The sequence below is a fragment of the Magnetospirillum gryphiswaldense MSR-1 v2 genome (assembly GCF_000513295.1).
Classification (GTDB): Bacteria; Pseudomonadota; Alphaproteobacteria; order Rhodospirillales; family Magnetospirillaceae; genus Magnetospirillum; species Magnetospirillum gryphiswaldense.
In genome coordinates this window covers 949,653-962,105 of sequence record NC_023065.1, presented here as the reverse complement: position 1 = coordinate 962,105, position 12,453 = coordinate 949,653, and the positions used below count along the sequence as shown (strand labels likewise).

Here is a 12,453-nt window from a genome sequence, read left to right as displayed (position 1 = left end):
ACATATAGGGATTGGCGTAGTTATATGGGACAGGCGACGGCGGGTCAAACGGTCAAGACGATCTTGCCCACATGGGTGTTGGATTCCATCAGTTCATGCGCCTGGGCGGCTTGGTCCAGCGGGAACACCGCATGGATCAGCGGACGCACGCGACCGGCGGCGACCAAGGGCAGAACCGTGGTTTTCAGCCCCTCGGCCATGCGCGCCTTGGCCGCATCCGATTGCGGACGCAGGGTCGAGCCGGTCAAGGTCAGGCGCTTGAGCATCACCGGCATCATGTTCATTTCCGCCACCGGGCCCTTAAGGAAGGCGATGTTGACCAGCCGGCCATCAAAGCCCAGGCATTTGACGTTGCGCGGCAGATAATCGCCGCCGACCATATCCAGGATGACATCGACACCCTTGCCGCCGGTTTCCGCCTTGATCACCTCGACGAAATCCTCGGTCTGATAATCGATGACACGGTCGGCGCCCAACTTGACGCAGGCCTCGCACTTGGCCTTGCCGCCGGCGGTGGCGAAGACGGTGGCGCCCAAGGCCTTGGCCAGTTGGATGGCGGTGGTGCCGATACCCGAGCCGCCGCCATGGACCAGGAATTTCTCGCCCGCCTTCAGGCCGCCGCGCTCGAACACGTTGTGCCAGACGGTGAACAAGGTTTCCGGCAACGCCGCCGCGGCGACGAATTCCAGATCGTCGGGAATAGGCAGGCAATGGCGGGCATCGGCGGTGACAAACTGGGCATAGCCGCCGCCGGCGGTGAGCGCACAGACCGAATCGCCCAAGCGCCATTGATCCACCCCCTCGCCCAAACCGGCGACGGTGCCCGACACTTCCAGGCCCGGCAGGTCCGAGGCGCCGGGCGGTGCCGGATAGGCACCCTGGCGTTGCAACACGTCGGGACGGTTGATGCCGGCGGCGGCCACCTTGATCAGCACCTGCCCCTTGGCTGGCCTCGGCAGCGGGCGCTGCGCCGGCTTCAGCACATGGGCGTCGCCGGGGGTGGTGATTTCGATGCAGGTCATGGTTTCAGGCAGCATGGCCGTGGCGTTCCTTAGTCTGTCCCTGTTCGGGTCAATCTGGTACGTTCATGCCGTCATGGCAAGCGGCGAAGGAGGCCCCATGGACGTGGACGACCTGGACCCCAAGAAGAAAACGGCGCAATCGCGCGACTTGGGAACCTTGGGGGTCGAGGAATTGCGCGACTATATCGCCCAATTACAGGCCGAGATCATCCGGGCCGAGGCCACCATCGCCGCCAAGGAAAAAGTCAAATCGGGGGCCGAGGCCCTGTTCAGGAAAGCATAAGGGGAAAAGCATGCTTAAGGGACGCAACGCTGTCGTTACCGGCTCCACCAGCGGCATCGGCCTGGGCATCGCCCGCGCCCTGGCCGCGCAAGGCTGCGGCATCATGTTGAACGGCTTCGGCGACGGCATCGAGGATTTGCGCGCGGGCCTGGCCCAGGAATTCGGCGTCACCGTGCTTTACAACGGCGCCGACCTGTCCAAGGCCGAGGAATGCGCCAGCCTGATCGAAGACGCCGAAAAGCGCCTGGGTTCGGTGGACATCCTGGTCAACAATGCCGGCATCCAGCACGTGGATGCGGTGGAAAACTTTCCCGTCGCCCGCTGGGATGCGGTCATCGCCATCAATCTGTCCTCGGCTTTCCACACCATCCGCACCGCCCTGCCCGGCATGAAGGCGCGCGGCTGGGGCCGACTGATCAACGTCGCCTCGGTCCATGGTCTGGTGGCGTCGGTCAACAAGGCGGCCTATGTGGCGGCCAAGCACGGCATCATCGGCCTGACCAAGGTTGTCGCCCTGGAAAACGCCGAAAACGGCATCACCTGCAACGCCATCTGCCCCGGTTGGGTGCTGACGCCGCTGGTGCAAAAGCAGATCGACGCCCGGGCTGAAGCCCAGGGTGTCTCCATCGCCGATGCCGGGCGCGACCTGTTGAGCGAAAAGCAGCCGTCCAAGCGTTTCACCACGCCGGAAGAACTGGGGGAACTGGCGGTGTTCCTGTCGTCGAAGGCCGCCGGCAACATGACCGGCACCTCGCTGACCATGGATGGCGGCTGGACCGCGCAATAAACATGACCAAGGCGCTCACGGCCCGACGGCAGGATTTCCGCTTCCTGACCCAAATCCAGACCCGGTGGTCGGACAACGACATGTTCGGCCACATCAACAACGTGGAATACTACCGCTTCTTCGAGATGATCGTGGTGGAGTTCCTGCGCGGGCCGTGCGCCATGGATTTGCTGAATGCCCAGGTGGTGGCCTTCGCCGCCGAAAGCCTGTGCCGCTTCCGCCGCCCGCTGTCGTGGCCCAACCCGGTCAGCGGCGGCCTGAAGGTGGAAAGCCTGGGTACTTCATCGGTGCGCTACACCATCGCCCTGTTCGATGACAGCAGCGACGAAGCCGCAGCCGAGGGCCATTGGGTCCACGTCTTCGTCGATCGCCACAATCAGCGCCCCACCCCCATTCCCGCGCTGATCCGCCAGGTGTTCCAGCAGCATCTGGGCTGAGATTATTTCTCGCGCTTCAACAGCACCCTGACATTCGGTGTATGGTCGAAAGTATCGCTATGCCAAGCGACATCCTCGACCCGATAGACCTTGCCGGCACGTGAACGGATGATGCCGCCAATGCGGCAACTTATCTCGGCGTCGAAAAAGTGATTTACTTCACTTTTATCGAAAGATTCTGTGACGACGAAGCGCATGACACCCTCGCAACCCCGCATGAATACATTAAAAATATTATGTCAACAGCACCATATTTATTCAATATTTATAATTTTATCTAATTTTACGCTTGTTTACTGACGATCAGTTGCCCCTTGATATTTTTCATAATTATTTCCATCCTTAGATGAAAGCGTCACTTCGTGGCGGCCAGGACAAAGATCAACCCATGGCTTGGGGGAGCCGCGGACGCGACGGGAGCGTTGCCATGCAGCAACCTGCATTTTTCGGGCGCACCTATGATGAAGCCATGACGCTGATGGTCGAGGCGCGCAACTACATGGCCTATGTGGAGCAGCGCGAGCGCCGCAAGGCCGAGGCCATGGCCGGCCTCAGAATGTCGTGCGAGGCCATGCGAGTGACCTCGCGGCTGACCCAGGTGATGGCTTGGCTGATGATGCAGCGCGCCGTCCATGCCGGCGAAATCGAGGCAGATGACGCCTTATCCGAACCCAACCGCCTGTCCGGCCTGGAGGTTTGCCTGGATCAGACCTTCGGTCGCGACGAGGCCCTGCCCACCGGCCTGCGCAGCCTGCTGGAACGCAGCCTGAGCTTGTACCAGCGCATCGCCCGCCTGGAAAACCAGATGCTGGAGCGGATGCATTAGCTACAGCTAACGCCAGACGATGTCATACATGGTGATGGGATCGCGGAAGCCCTTGACCGCCTTGGCTCCGACCGAACGGAACATGGAATTGGGCTTGCCCGACAATTCCATCACCGAGGCTGTGCAATAGATTTCGTCGGTACCGGTAGCGGCACAGACACGGGCGGCAAGCTGCACGGTCGAGCCGAACAAATCGTCTTCTTCCTGAATCGGTTCGCCGGCATTGAGGCCGATGCGCAGATGCAGGGTCTGATTGGGCATACGGGCATTGTGCTCGGCCACCTGACGCTGCACCTGGATCATGGCGTCGATGGCCCCCGCCGCCGACAGGAACGACGCCATGATGCCGTCACCGGTATGCTTGACTTCGTGACCACCGAATTTCGACAGGGCGTTGCGCACGATCAGATTGTGACGGCGGACGATTTCCTGGGCGGCGGCGTCGCCCCTGATCTGAGTCATGTTGGTGGAATCGACCATGTCGGTGAACAGCACGGTCATCATCTGCCCCTGCTTCTGGTCGACCTTGCGGTTCCATTCGCGGAAGACGTCGCGCAACGAGATATGCGCCCCCATCTCGTCGCCCAGCAGATAATTGCCCATGGCGTTATGCCCGGCCTCGATCACCGTCTTGTAGCGGGCTTCGCGCCGGTATTCGGGCAATTTTTCATGGAATGACTTGGCGCTCTCGCCCCGGGTGCCCAAGACGTCAAGCGCATCGTGCATCAACGGTTCAACCGCCTTGCCGCCCAGTTTGCGGAACTCGGCCAGGGCCTCGACCGCGCCGGCCATGTACAGATGCAGGGCGAACTTGTTGTAATTGTCCATGGTGATGCGTTCTTGCCGACACTGCTCCATGGCTCCGTCAAGAAAGCGGGAAACCTTGGGCATCTGAGCTTCGACGCTTTGTCCCGGTGCCGCTTTTTCCTCTGCCATCTCCACGCCTTTTTCCGGCTCGGCGGCAATGGGCTTGTCGGCGTCCAAATCCAGGTCCAAAGGCGGCAAGTCGTCGTCATCGTCCTTGGCCGACAATCCTTCTTGCGCCGCTTCCTTGGCCAGCTTGTCCAAGGATTTCTTCATCTCCTGACTGATCGGCGCGCGGCCCGTCGGCGCCCCGCCCCCTGCCCCGGCCAAAGCCAGACTAGGGGCACGGAACTTGGGAATGGCGGTCTTGCGCGGCAGGAACTTCATGCCCAAAGGCACGGCCACCATCAGGAAGGTCAGGGCAAACACCCCCAGCAGCAACTGGCTGTAGGTATTGGCATCGACCTTGATGCCGAACCCCATCTTCCACAGCATCAGAATGACGTTGGGGGTGACCTTGATGGCCAGCAACGCCGCCGCCAGGGCAAAGGCGACGATGGCCAGCAACCGACCGATCAACTGGCGGGCCTGGGCAACCTCTTCTTCGCTGGCTTTGGGCTTGGTCCGCGCCTTGGCGCCCCCGGTCTTGCGCATGGCGGCCACGGCGGCTGCGGCCTTGACCGTGCCGACCGGCCTGCGCGCCCCGGCACCGCCCCCGCTCCCACCCCCGCCACCACCGGATTTACCGCCAGCGGCTGGGGTTGGAGTACGGTCCGACAGTTTACCGCCGGTGATATAGATTTCGGCTTCTTCGAAGGCGTTGTTGTCGGTGTAGTAGGTCTCGCGGACAACCCTGACCTTGATCTTCAGGGTATTTTCCAATTCCTTGGCTTCGGCCAAGGCACCCTCTCTCTCCATGCGTGGAAAACGCGCATGCAGCATCCATCCGCGGCCTTCGAGGACATACACCTCGTAGTGGACGATGATCATGGTTAACGCGCGTCCGCCTAATCGGCTCGAGAGCCTTCCCTACCCCGCCTTGCTGTACCGCCTTCGCGGTGCGAAGTCCACCATAAAGCAGAAAAAATGCCGTCGGATCAAGGATCCAACGGCATTCTTTTCGACCACCGCGCGGCTGAAAACCGCAAGCGGATTAAAGACTTACGACTTGATGCCGAAGCTGGCGAAACGCTTGTTGAACTTGGCGATCTGACCGCCCGAATCCACCATGCGATGCACGCCGGTCCAAGCCGGATGGGACTTGGGATCAATATCCAGACGCAGAGTGTCGCCGGCCTTGCCCATGGTCGAACGGGTCTTGAATTCGGTGCCGTCCGTCATCACCACGTTGATCTCATGGTAGTCGGGATGAATGTCGTTCTTCATGGCCGTCCTGCTTTGCAAATCGAAGGCGCCCTCTATACAGAAAACCTAAGCCCTGTGCAAGTGCGGGAAACAAGTTTTTCACGCTTCCCGCATTTTTGTTCACGCCAACGACAAGCGGACGGCGTCCAACAGGTCGTCACGGCGGAACGGCTTGGGCAGAAAGGTCTGCGCCCCCGACAGCCGCAACCGTTCCGACAGCATGGCCCGGCGCTGGTCGGTACCGCCGGGAACCGCCAGAATCCGGGCACCAACCGGCGGATCGTCGATGCCGTCGGCGATGACCAGATCGGCGGGACGGGCGCTGTGCCTTGATTGGGCGTCACCGCCATCGACGGCCACCACCACTTCATAGCCAGCGGTTTCCAGAATTGACTTCAAAGCCTGACGGGCGCGCGCCTCGGTCTCGATGACCATGATGCGTTTCATGGATGTCTCCCTCCACCTGCGGGCCCTCTGTCGTGGCTCCTGCATTCGAGACAGTATCACCCGGCAATTGAAATGCTTGCAACGGAAATCAGGTGATGACCCGATCAGCCGGCTTGGGTACCATCCGCCGCAAGCATGAAAGGAATGGTCATGAGCGTTGAGGAAAGCCGTTTCACCGCCGCCGCCGATGAATTCTTGAGCCGCGCAGCCGATCTGATCGACGACGCCTTAGGCGACGACATCGACGCCGAATTGCAAGGCGGCATCCTGACCCTGTCGCTGGAGACCGGCGGCCAGTACGTCATCAACAAGCACACGCCCAATCGGCAAATATGGATGTCGTCGCCGGCCAGCGGCGCCAGCCATTACGACTTCGCCGACGGCCAATGGCTGTCCACCCGCGACCCGTCCAAGACGTTGCCGACGGTGCTGGCGGCGGAACTGAACGCCAAATTCGGCGTAACGCTGGCTTTTTAAACCGGCAGCAGCGCCACCGCCGGCTGACGCCAGTCCAGGGCATCAAAGGCGCCGCAGGCCGGACAGGCCGAAGCCCAGCCATCGGCGGGCCGGCCACAGGCGTGGCAGTGCCAAGCCGGCTCCGCCGGGGCGGTGGTGGCCTTGGCCATCCAGGCCTGCGCCGCCGCTTCGTCCTGGCGCTCCTCGCGCTCCAGCCGCGCCAGCAGAAAGAAGGTGCCGGCGCTGGGCCGCAGCTTGGCGGCCAGTTCCAGATGGTTGCGCGCCTGCCCCCACAATTTCGCCGCCAGCGCCGCCTCGGCCAGGGCCACATGACCATCGGCGGCATCGGGATTGGCCTTGACCAGCTTTTCCAGCCGCTTGACACGCTGCAACGGCGTTTCCGCCGGAGCCAGGGCGATGCAGGCCTCGACCAGATGCGGATGCGGCGCCACCTGCCAAGTGGTGACGATGACGGCCAGGGCCTTGCGGTCCTTGCCGGCGCGGTGCAGCAGACGGGCGGCACGGGCCGACGCCTCGACCAGGGTGAAATCGGCCTGATGGGCCTTCAGGGCCAGCGACAGGGCGGCGGCGGGGTCACCGTCGCGCTCCACCTGCAATGACCGCTCCAACTGCACCAAAGCCGACAGATGGCGGATATCCTCGGGCTTCATCGCCCGGCGCTTGCGCGCCTCGTCCAGGGTCACCTCGGCCTCGACCCACTGGCCGGCACCGGCTTGCAGTCGGAACAGCGCCTCGGCCAGATCCTGGGCCGGAACCCCCATGGCCCAGGCGCGGCGGGCATAATCCAAGGCGGCACCATGATCGCCACGGCGCTGGGCCAGGGCCAGCAGCCCCTTCAACCCCAACAGCGCCGTCTGCGGGCGCTCGACCATGGTCTTGAGGCGTCGTTCGGCCTCGTCTTCGTCACCCGACAGTTCCGCCGCCTGGGCGGTCAGCAACCCGGTCAGCTGCGGATCGGCCAGCAGCTTGTCGGCCTGCCGGGCCAGTTTGCCGGCGGCCTTGCGGTCACCGATGGCCACCGCCGCCAAACCGTCGGACAAGGCGGCATAACCACGCCGGCGCCGCTTTTCCCGCCGGCGGGCAAGAAAGCGACCGGGGGCGGAAACAACAGCAGCGACGAAACGGGTGACAACCGCCACCAGCACCATGAAGGTCAGCATGGCCACCAACAGCACCGGCACGCTGGTATCGACGCGCCAGCCCTGCCAATGCACGGTCACCTGACCGGGACGTTCGGCCAACCACACCGATGCCGCCACCAGGGCCGCGACCAGCAGGGCGAACAGGAACAGGCGGCGGGCCATCATTGCCGCGCCCCCACCTGGGCCACCACATGGGCGGTCAAGGCGGATGCCGCCTTGTCGGCGACCAGCCGCGCCTGCACATCGGCCAGCCAGGGGGCGGCGATCTCGGCGGCGGCATCCTTCAGGCCGGCGGCTTCGGCGGCGGCGTGTTCCAGATCGTCCTCGGCCAGCCGGGCCTCGACGCGGGCGACGATGGCGGCGGCGCTGTCACCGGCGGCCTCGCCGTCTTCACGCCGGACGGTCACCAACGAGGTGAGGCGGTCCAAGGTCTGCCGCCACCAGCTTTGGTCAGCCGGCAGCACCTGGGCGCGGACCAGATCGGGGGCCAGACGATGGAAGCGGCCAATCAATGTCGGCGCGGTGGGAATGCCGGTAACGGCGCGGGCCTTCAGCGGCTGGGTGACGCTGACCACCTCCGGGTCCGATCCGGCCAGGGCCAGCAACGCGCGCAATTCATTGTCATAGGGCATGGCGCGGGCCAGCGCCTCGCGCAATTGGCCCACCGCCAGCAATTGGGCGACGGCGGAGGACCGCTTGGCCTGAAGCTCGCGCATTTCCGCCTCGGCCTTTTCCACCCGGTCGGCCAGACGCAGGACCGCCGCCGCATCGGCGCTGGTACGCTTGAGCTCGACCACCTGCTTGGACAATTCGCCCATTTCGGCCACCAGATTCGGCGGCATCTGGGGCAGCGCCTGCAACGCCTGGATGGCGGCCTCGGCCTTGCCCAAGCGGGCCGGATCGGCGCCGATGTCGCGGTTTTCCAACTGGCCCAGTCGGTCGCGCAGGGAATTCAGCTCGGCCCGCAGGCCGTCGGTTTCCGAGGCCGGGCGGAAGGCTGGAGCCGGGGCCGGGTTCACCGGGCTGGCGGCCACCGGCACCGGGGCCTGGGTCCGCGCCGGCAGCACCAGATCCTTCCAATGATCGAACGACGCCACCCCGGCCACCACCAGGGCGATCAACGAGGCCGAGGCGCCCAGGGCCAGCCAGGGCGCGGACTTGGCTTTGACGGGCCCATTGTCGGTGGCGACAGGGTCAGGAGAAAGGGCCGGAGTTTCGGCGGCGACGGTGTTGTCCTCGGTCGGTTCCGGCTTTTCACTCTCGGTCATGAATATCCCCGCTTCAAATCCGTATCCAGCGCTGCCAGCAGCGCCGCTTGCGTGGGAGCCTCGGCCACCCGCAGGGCGGACCAGGGCAAGGCGGACAGCTCCCGCGCGACGGCGGGGCTGAGGGCATAGGCGACAATGCCGGCAGTCATTTCCCCCGCGCCGGCAGCGCCAGCCAAGGTAACAAAGGTTGCCGCCGTGCGGGGAGAGAAAAACAAGGCGGCGTCGATTTCCCCCGCCGCCAGGGCCTGAAGCAGGTCAGCCGACAAGACGCTGGCGGTGCGGGCCTGATACAAAACCAGACGACGCACGTCGAAGCCCTGACGCCCCAGCATGCCGGCCAGATCGCCGGCCACCACGGTGCCGGCGGCATGGAGGAAACAGCCGTCCTCGGGCCGGCAGCGCCCGGCGACCAGGGCCGCCAGATCATCGACGTCGCCACCGGCGCTTTCCACCGAAGTGTAACCCATGCGCCGCGCCTCACGGGCCGAGGCATCGCCCACCGCCCACACGGGCAAGGATCGGTCGGGCAGGCGCCGGGCCAAGGCGCGCACGCCGTTGGCCGAAGTGGCCAGGATGCCCTGGACGCCCTGGGTGGGAATATCCGCCCCCTCCACCGGGACGATATCCAGCAACGGCTCGATCATCACCGCCAGACCGCGCCCGGTCAGCTCATCCGCCAGACCTTGCGCGTCCTCGCGCGGGCGGGTGACCAGCGCCGTCTTCATCATCGTCAGGCCTTGAAGTCGAAAAAGCCCGGCCCGGCCACCTGGATCAGTTCGCGCCCGGCATCGACGCCCATGGCGTGGGCGTCGCCGACCGTACCCTGGCGGCTGGCGGCATGGATGGTGCGACCGTCGAGGCTGACGATCAGCCCGCGGAACGACAGCCTGTCGCCATCCACCTCGGCCAAGGCGGCGATGGGGGTACGGCACGACCCGTCCAAGGTCAGCAGGAACGCCCGTTCGGCGGTAATGCGGATCATGGTTTCGGGGCAATTGAGGGCGGCGAGGAAATCCAGGGATTTGCGGTCGTCGGCCCGGCAGGTGATGCCGATGGCGCCCTGGGCTACCGCCGGCAGCATCTCGTCGGTTTCCAGCGCACGGGTGACGTGTTCCGACAGCCCCAGGCGATTGAGACCGGCCATGGCCAGAAGGGTGGCATCCACCACCCCTTCCGACAGCTTGCGCAGCCTTGATTGCACGTTGCCACGGAAATTGACCACTTGCAGATCGGGACGGCGGTGCAGTATCTGGGCGCCACGGCGCAGACTGGCGGTGCCGACCACCGCACCTTGCGGCAGATCGTCGATACCCTTGGCCTTCAGCGACAAAAAGGCGTCGCGCACGTCTTCACGCGGCAACACGCAGGGCAACACGATGCCGTCGGGCAGAACCGTGGGGACGTCCTTCATGGAATGGACCGCCAGATCGATGCGGCCATCGAGCATGGAATCGTCCAGTTCCTTGGTGAACAGGCCCTTGCCGCCGATCTCGGCCAAAGGCCGGTTCTGGATCAGGTCGCCGGTGGTCTGGATCACCTGGATGGCGATGGCGCCCTCGGTCGCCAGGGCCGGCCAGGCGGCGCCCAGGCGGTCGCGGGTCTCGTGGGTCTGGGCCAGGGCAAGCGGCGATCCGCGCGTGCCGATGGTGAGCTGTGCGGTGTTTACGGTTTTCGTCATGATCGGCCTGTTGTAGGTAATGATGGCGTATCTGGAAAGGGCTTTTCGGTGCTGATTCTTGGAATCGAGACAAGTTGCGATGAAACCGCCGCGGCAATCGTCGACGGCGACCGGCACATTCTGGCCGATGTGGTGTTGTCGCAAATTGACGTTCATCGTCCCTATGGCGGAATTGTCCCCGAGGTCGCCGCCCGCGCCCATCTGGAAAACGCCGATCTGATGGTGGCCGAGGCGATGAAGCAGGCCGGCATAAGCTTCGCCCAACTGGACGCGGTGGCGGCCACCGGCGGCCCCGGCCTGATCGGCGGCGTCATGGTCGGCGTGATGACCGCCAAGGCCATTGCGCTGGCGGCGCAAAAGCCGTTTCTGGCCGTCAACCATCTGGAAGGCCACGCGCTGACCGCGCGGCTGACCGACGATATCGCTTTCCCCTATCTGCTGCTGCTGGCCTCGGGCGGACATTGCCAGTTGCTGGCGGTACTCGGTGTCGGCGATTACCGCCGCCTGGGCACCACCATCGACGATGCGGTGGGCGAGGCCTTCGACAAGGCGGCCAAGATGATCGGCCTGGGCTATCCCGGCGGGCCGCAGATCCAGGCCTGGGCGGCCAAGGGCGATGCCGCCCGCTTTATTCTGCCCCGCCCGATGAAGGGCAAGCCCGGCTGTGATTTCAGTTTTTCCGGGCTGAAGAACGCCGTCCGCCTGCTGGTGGAAAGCCTGCCCAAGCCGTTGTCGGACCAAGACATCGCCGACGTCGCCGCCGGCTTTCAGGCGGCGGTGGCGCAATCCATGGCCGACCGTACCCGCCGCGCCATCGAGCTGTTCACCCGCCAATGGCCCCAGGGCAAGCATCTGGTGGTGGCCGGCGGCGTCGCCGCCAACAGCGCGTTGCGAGCCGAACTGACCAATCTGGCGGCCAAGGCCGGCCTGACCTTCATCGCGCCGCCGTTGAAATTGTGCACCGACAATGCCGCCATGATCGCCTGGGCCGGGGTGGAACGCTTTCGCCTGGGGCTGGTCGACGGCCTGGATTTCGCCCCCCGTCCGCGCTGGCCGCTGGACCCCACCGCCCCCAAGGCCAAAGGCGCCGGCGTCAAGGCTTAGGCCTTGCCAAGCTCACGCACAATCTCCATACTTTCGAGTGGGGATTGGGAGGGGAATCTATGCGAAGGGTTAAGTTCGCAGCCATCATCTGGCTGTTCTCCGCCATGCCGGTGGCAGCCGAGGATGTGATTGTCGCCCTTACCGATTCCACCCCCAATTTCAGCATGCATCAGCCGGACGGCAGCATCACCGGCATCAACATGGATCTGGCCCGGCTGTTGTGCCAACGCCTGGAACTGCGCTGCCGCTATCAATTGATGCCCTTGGCCGCCCTGGTCGCCCATGTGCGCGACGGCAAGGCGCAGATCGGCTTCGGCAATCTGACCAAAACGCCGGAACGCGAAAAGGACATGCTGTTTTCGCGGCCCTATTGGCGTTCCACCTCGGTTTTCGTCGGTCACCGCGATCTGGCCGGCCACTCCATGGACGATCTGGTCCGGGGCCGCAAGGTGGCGGTGCAGGAAGGCTCGCGCCAGGCCAAATGGCTGGCCGACAAATATGGCGGCAGCTATATTCCGGTGCCGCGCCCGACCATTTTCGACGTCATCGCCACCTTGCCCTTGCAACAGGCCCATCTGATCCTGGCGCCGATGATGACGGTGCATCCGTTTCTGATCAGCGCCGACGGCACCGATTTCGGCTTTGTTTCTGACCCCATCGATTCCGGCTGGCCGGTCCATATCGTCCTCAACAAGGACCGCCCCGATTTGCAGCAACGGCTGGACAAGGCGCTGGAAGATGCCAGCCGTGACGGCAGCCTGGGCCGCATCGTCCGCGCCTATGTCCCCTTCGATATCTTTTAGCCCCCCCGGA

16 protein-coding genes are annotated in these 12,453 nt (G+C 64.4%); 7 read left to right on the top strand and 9 right to left on the bottom strand.

Annotation, left to right across the window (positions count from 1 at the left end; all coding sequences use genetic code 11):
* Window positions 1–44: 44 nt before the first annotated feature.
* On the bottom strand, window positions 45–1,037 hold the full coding sequence (locus tag MGMSRV2_RS04540) for an NAD(P)H-quinone oxidoreductase (RefSeq protein ID WP_024079166.1): 993 nt from the start codon (window positions 1,035–1,037) through the stop codon (window positions 45–47).
* Between the two features lie 82 nt (window positions 1,038–1,119).
* On the opposite strand from MGMSRV2_RS04540, the gene MGMSRV2_RS04535 reads away from it, so the two are divergent.
* The 3 genes from MGMSRV2_RS04535 to MGMSRV2_RS04525 are packed head-to-tail and all read left to right on the top strand — an operon-like array spanning window position 1,120 to window position 2,529.
* Window positions 1,120–1,305 carry a DUF1192 domain-containing protein gene (locus MGMSRV2_RS04535; protein ID WP_024079165.1) on the top strand — a complete coding sequence of 62 codons (186 nt, stop codon included), beginning with the start codon at window positions 1,120–1,122 and terminating at the stop codon, window positions 1,303–1,305.
* Window positions 1,306–1,315: 10 nt separating this feature from the next.
* Window positions 1,316–2,092, top strand: a complete 777-nt coding sequence (locus tag MGMSRV2_RS04530) for a 3-hydroxybutyrate dehydrogenase (protein ID WP_024079164.1) — start codon at window positions 1,316–1,318, stop codon at window positions 2,090–2,092.
* 2 nt (window positions 2,093–2,094) lie between these two features.
* On the top strand, window positions 2,095–2,529 hold the full coding sequence (locus MGMSRV2_RS04525; protein WP_024079163.1) for an acyl-CoA thioesterase: 435 nt from the start codon (window positions 2,095–2,097) through the stop codon (window positions 2,527–2,529).
* Window positions 2,530–2,531: 2 nt separating this feature from the next.
* Here the strand turns inward: MGMSRV2_RS04525 and MGMSRV2_RS04520 are convergent, their stop codons facing one another.
* Window positions 2,532–2,726 carry a hypothetical protein gene (locus MGMSRV2_RS04520; protein ID WP_024079162.1) on the bottom strand — a complete coding sequence of 65 codons (195 nt, stop codon included), beginning with the start codon at window positions 2,724–2,726 and terminating at the stop codon, window positions 2,532–2,534.
* 230 nt (window positions 2,727–2,956) lie between these two features.
* On the opposite strand from MGMSRV2_RS04520, the gene MGMSRV2_RS04515 reads away from it, so the two are divergent.
* Window positions 2,957–3,355 carry a DUF1465 family protein gene (locus tag MGMSRV2_RS04515; protein WP_024079161.1) on the top strand — a complete coding sequence of 133 codons (399 nt, stop codon included), beginning with the start codon at window positions 2,957–2,959 and terminating at the stop codon, window positions 3,353–3,355.
* A 6-nt stretch (window positions 3,356–3,361) separates the two neighbouring features.
* On the opposite strand, the gene MGMSRV2_RS04510 is transcribed toward MGMSRV2_RS04515, so the two are convergent.
* From MGMSRV2_RS04510 to MGMSRV2_RS04500, 3 genes are all read right to left on the bottom strand, one after another.
* Window positions 3,362–5,149: an adenylate/guanylate cyclase domain-containing protein gene (locus MGMSRV2_RS04510; RefSeq protein ID WP_024079160.1), complete on the bottom strand. Its 1,788-nt coding sequence runs from the start codon at window positions 5,147–5,149 to the stop codon at window positions 3,362–3,364.
* 171 nt (window positions 5,150–5,320) lie between these two features.
* The gene (rpmE, locus tag MGMSRV2_RS04505) at window positions 5,321–5,545 is read right to left on the bottom strand and encodes a 50S ribosomal protein L31 (RefSeq protein WP_024079159.1); all 225 of its coding nucleotides are present in this window, start codon (window positions 5,543–5,545) and stop codon (window positions 5,321–5,323) included.
* A 99-nt stretch (window positions 5,546–5,644) separates the two neighbouring features.
* Window positions 5,645–5,971, bottom strand: a complete 327-nt coding sequence (locus MGMSRV2_RS04500; RefSeq protein ID WP_024079158.1) for a DNA-binding transcriptional response regulator — start codon at window positions 5,969–5,971, stop codon at window positions 5,645–5,647.
* Window positions 5,972–6,121: 150 nt separating this feature from the next.
* Between MGMSRV2_RS04500 and cyaY the strand changes: the two genes are divergently transcribed.
* On the top strand, window positions 6,122–6,448 hold the full coding sequence (cyaY, locus tag MGMSRV2_RS04495; protein WP_024079157.1) for an iron donor protein CyaY: 327 nt from the start codon (window positions 6,122–6,124) through the stop codon (window positions 6,446–6,448).
* Here cyaY and MGMSRV2_RS04490 read toward each other — a convergent pair.
* Genes MGMSRV2_RS04490 through hemC form a run of 4 tightly spaced genes read right to left on the bottom strand, consistent with a single transcriptional unit; the run spans window position 6,445 to window position 10,536 of the window.
* Window positions 6,445–7,755: a heme biosynthesis protein HemY gene (locus MGMSRV2_RS04490; RefSeq protein ID WP_024079156.1), complete on the bottom strand. Its 1,311-nt coding sequence runs from the start codon at window positions 7,753–7,755 to the stop codon at window positions 6,445–6,447. The genes cyaY and MGMSRV2_RS04490 overlap by 4 nt on opposite strands.
* A complete protein-coding gene (locus MGMSRV2_RS04485; RefSeq protein WP_024079155.1) occupies window positions 7,752–8,858 on the bottom strand; it encodes a COG4223 family protein in 1,107 nt (368 codons plus the stop codon). Before MGMSRV2_RS04485 ends, MGMSRV2_RS04490 begins: the two co-directional genes overlap by 4 nt.
* Window positions 8,855–9,586: a uroporphyrinogen-III synthase gene (locus MGMSRV2_RS04480; RefSeq protein WP_024079154.1), complete on the bottom strand. Its 732-nt coding sequence runs from the start codon at window positions 9,584–9,586 to the stop codon at window positions 8,855–8,857. Before MGMSRV2_RS04480 ends, MGMSRV2_RS04485 begins: the two co-directional genes overlap by 4 nt.
* A gap of 2 nt (window positions 9,587–9,588) precedes the next feature.
* Window positions 9,589–10,536, bottom strand: a complete 948-nt coding sequence (hemC, locus tag MGMSRV2_RS04475; RefSeq protein ID WP_024079153.1) for a hydroxymethylbilane synthase — start codon at window positions 10,534–10,536, stop codon at window positions 9,589–9,591.
* Between the two features lie 48 nt (window positions 10,537–10,584).
* Between hemC and tsaD the strand changes: the two genes are divergently transcribed.
* On the top strand, window positions 10,585–11,640 hold the full coding sequence (tsaD, locus tag MGMSRV2_RS04470) for a tRNA (adenosine(37)-N6)-threonylcarbamoyltransferase complex transferase subunit TsaD (protein WP_024079152.1): 1,056 nt from the start codon (window positions 10,585–10,587) through the stop codon (window positions 11,638–11,640).
* Between the two features lie 59 nt (window positions 11,641–11,699).
* Window positions 11,700–12,443 (top strand): substrate-binding periplasmic protein, encoded by a 744-nt coding sequence (locus MGMSRV2_RS04465; RefSeq protein ID WP_024079151.1) that lies wholly within the window; start codon window positions 11,700–11,702, stop codon window positions 12,441–12,443.
* Window positions 12,444–12,453: the final 10 nt, after the last annotated feature.

Excerpts from the sequence above, each read along its gene's own strand:
- MGMSRV2_RS04465 (WP_024079151.1), top strand. The coding sequence starts at position 11,700 with ATGCGAAGGGTTAAGTTCGCAGCCATCATCTGGCTGTTCTCCGCCATG.
- rpmE (WP_024079159.1), bottom strand. The coding sequence starts at position 5,545 with ATGAAGAACGACATTCATCCCGACTACCATGAGATCAACGTGGTGATG.
- MGMSRV2_RS04525 (WP_024079163.1), top strand. The coding sequence starts at position 2,095 with ATGACCAAGGCGCTCACGGCCCGACGGCAGGATTTCCGCTTCCTGACC.
- MGMSRV2_RS04540 (WP_024079166.1), bottom strand. The coding sequence starts at position 1,037 with ATGCTGCCTGAAACCATGACCTGCATCGAAATCACCACCCCCGGCGAC.
- MGMSRV2_RS04535 (WP_024079165.1), top strand. The coding sequence starts at position 1,120 with ATGGACGTGGACGACCTGGACCCCAAGAAGAAAACGGCGCAATCGCGC.
- cyaY (WP_024079157.1), top strand. The coding sequence starts at position 6,122 with ATGAGCGTTGAGGAAAGCCGTTTCACCGCCGCCGCCGATGAATTCTTG.
- MGMSRV2_RS04510 (WP_024079160.1), bottom strand. The coding sequence starts at position 5,149 with ATGATCATCGTCCACTACGAGGTGTATGTCCTCGAAGGCCGCGGATGG.
- MGMSRV2_RS04520 (WP_024079162.1), bottom strand. The coding sequence starts at position 2,726 with ATGCGCTTCGTCGTCACAGAATCTTTCGATAAAAGTGAAGTAAATCAC.
- MGMSRV2_RS04490 (WP_024079156.1), bottom strand. The coding sequence starts at position 7,755 with ATGATGGCCCGCCGCCTGTTCCTGTTCGCCCTGCTGGTCGCGGCCCTG.
- MGMSRV2_RS04500 (WP_024079158.1), bottom strand. The coding sequence starts at position 5,971 with ATGAAACGCATCATGGTCATCGAGACCGAGGCGCGCGCCCGTCAGGCT.
- MGMSRV2_RS04515 (WP_024079161.1), top strand. The coding sequence starts at position 2,957 with ATGCAGCAACCTGCATTTTTCGGGCGCACCTATGATGAAGCCATGACG.
- MGMSRV2_RS04530 (WP_024079164.1), top strand. The coding sequence starts at position 1,316 with ATGCTTAAGGGACGCAACGCTGTCGTTACCGGCTCCACCAGCGGCATC.
- MGMSRV2_RS04485 (WP_024079155.1), bottom strand. The coding sequence starts at position 8,858 with ATGACCGAGAGTGAAAAGCCGGAACCGACCGAGGACAACACCGTCGCC.
- hemC (WP_024079153.1), bottom strand. The coding sequence starts at position 10,536 with ATGACGAAAACCGTAAACACCGCACAGCTCACCATCGGCACGCGCGGA.
- MGMSRV2_RS04480 (WP_024079154.1), bottom strand. The coding sequence starts at position 9,586 with ATGATGAAGACGGCGCTGGTCACCCGCCCGCGCGAGGACGCGCAAGGT.